This is a genomic window from Microbispora sp. CSR-4, from assembly GCF_008033685.1.
Lineage (GTDB): Bacteria > Actinomycetota > Actinomycetes > Streptosporangiales > Streptosporangiaceae > Microbispora.
The window spans coordinates 1-1,418 of the sequence record NZ_VJVX01000165.1 but is presented as its reverse complement, the minus strand read 5'-3'; the positions used below and the strand labels follow the sequence as shown (position 1 = coordinate 1,418).

Below are 1,418 nucleotides of genomic sequence, written 5' to 3'. Positions count from 1 at the left end.
CAGCTGCTCTACCAGGGCCGCAGCCCCAGCTCCGGCGGCGACTACGGCCTGCTGCCCTACCGGCCCGGCCTGCTGACCCTGCAGCGCTGACGCCCTGACACCGAACCCGCCCGGCCCCCCGGCGTACGCGCAAACCCACCGGGTGAGCGCCATCGGCGACCGGGACCGGGCGGAACCCGACCGGCGGGCTCGGCACACGACCGAGCCCGCCCTTCTCATCCCGAAAACCCTCGATGTACGAGCGGGCGGTCCGCATCGGGGATCGCGACACGGCCGGGTGCGTGCCCGGACATGGCCAGCGTGACAGACGACCGATCCGTCGGAGAACGCGTCCGAGCGGGCCTCCGCCGAGCGACGACGCCGCCCGCTCGGACGCGCGCACCGCGGCGAAGCCGTACTCGGTCATCCGCCGCTCGTACTCCCCGATCGCGGCCGTCAGGGACGCGCCCGAGGACACGGCCGCGCGGAGCGTGCGGCAGGGCAGCGCCGCGTCCAGCAGCGCGCAGTTCGCCCCCGAGCCCTGGGCCGGGCTCATCGCGTGGACGGCGTCTCCGAGCACCGTGACGGCGGACGCCTCCCACGGCGCGACGGGCACCGAGCTCCTGATCGGGACGCAGGAGGTCTGGTCCACGTCGGCGGCCTCGATCCAGCCGCACCAAGGCCGGGTGCCAGCCCACGACGCGCTCGGCCACGAAGCGGTGCAGGTGTCCGGCGCCGCGGGACGACAACTCGGCATCGGAGCCGGGCAGCAGGGCGGCGGGCACGGCGAGCGGCCACATCACGTAGTCGCCCCGCCAGCGCGGATCCAGACCCGGCCACAGCCGGGCCGCCGCCCGTGCCGGATCCTCTCGCAGGCGCATGAGCCCGAGCGCCAGGCCCAGCCGGCCCGCCCGTACGGACATGGATCCCCCGCCAGCCGGGACGGCAGCAGCTCGGCCACCTCCTCGGTCAGTGGTGTCCTCCCGTAGACGCACCGGGTGCCGAGGTCCTTGATCCGCGCGTGCTGGAGCAGTTCGCGGCGCACCCGATACATGAAACGATTCATATGGCCCCGTTCCGGTCGGTGAGCGCGCAGAGCATGCCGACCTGCGCGGCCCCAAGGCTGCCGCCTCCCCGCAGGATGAACGCCGTCGTTATCGGCCGCTTCCCCACACGCCCCGGCCGCAGTTCCCTTTCCTCCCCGTACGTACACCACCGTTCCGTCCGCCGCACAAAGAGAGGTGCGGATTACGTCAGACAAGGGGTTGTGACCGACCCCTTGGTATTTCGAACCTGATCGGCCGGCCGACCTGGTGGAGGCGCTCGCCGGGTTCGGCTCACAGCTCGGGCGCGCGTGGGAGGACGGTCGTCTCGCCGAGGACACCTACATCGCGGCTCGGGCGGAGCTCGGTGCGGCCGAGGAGGCCCTGCAGACGGAG

1 pseudogene is annotated in these 1,418 nt (G+C 73.2%); it reads right to left on the bottom strand.

From position 1 onward, the window contains the following. Positions 1-436: 436 nt before the first annotated feature. A pseudogene (locus FLV34_RS43585) lies at positions 437-736 on the bottom strand (FAD-dependent monooxygenase); the annotation flags it as partial. Positions 737-1,418 lie beyond the last annotated feature (682 nt).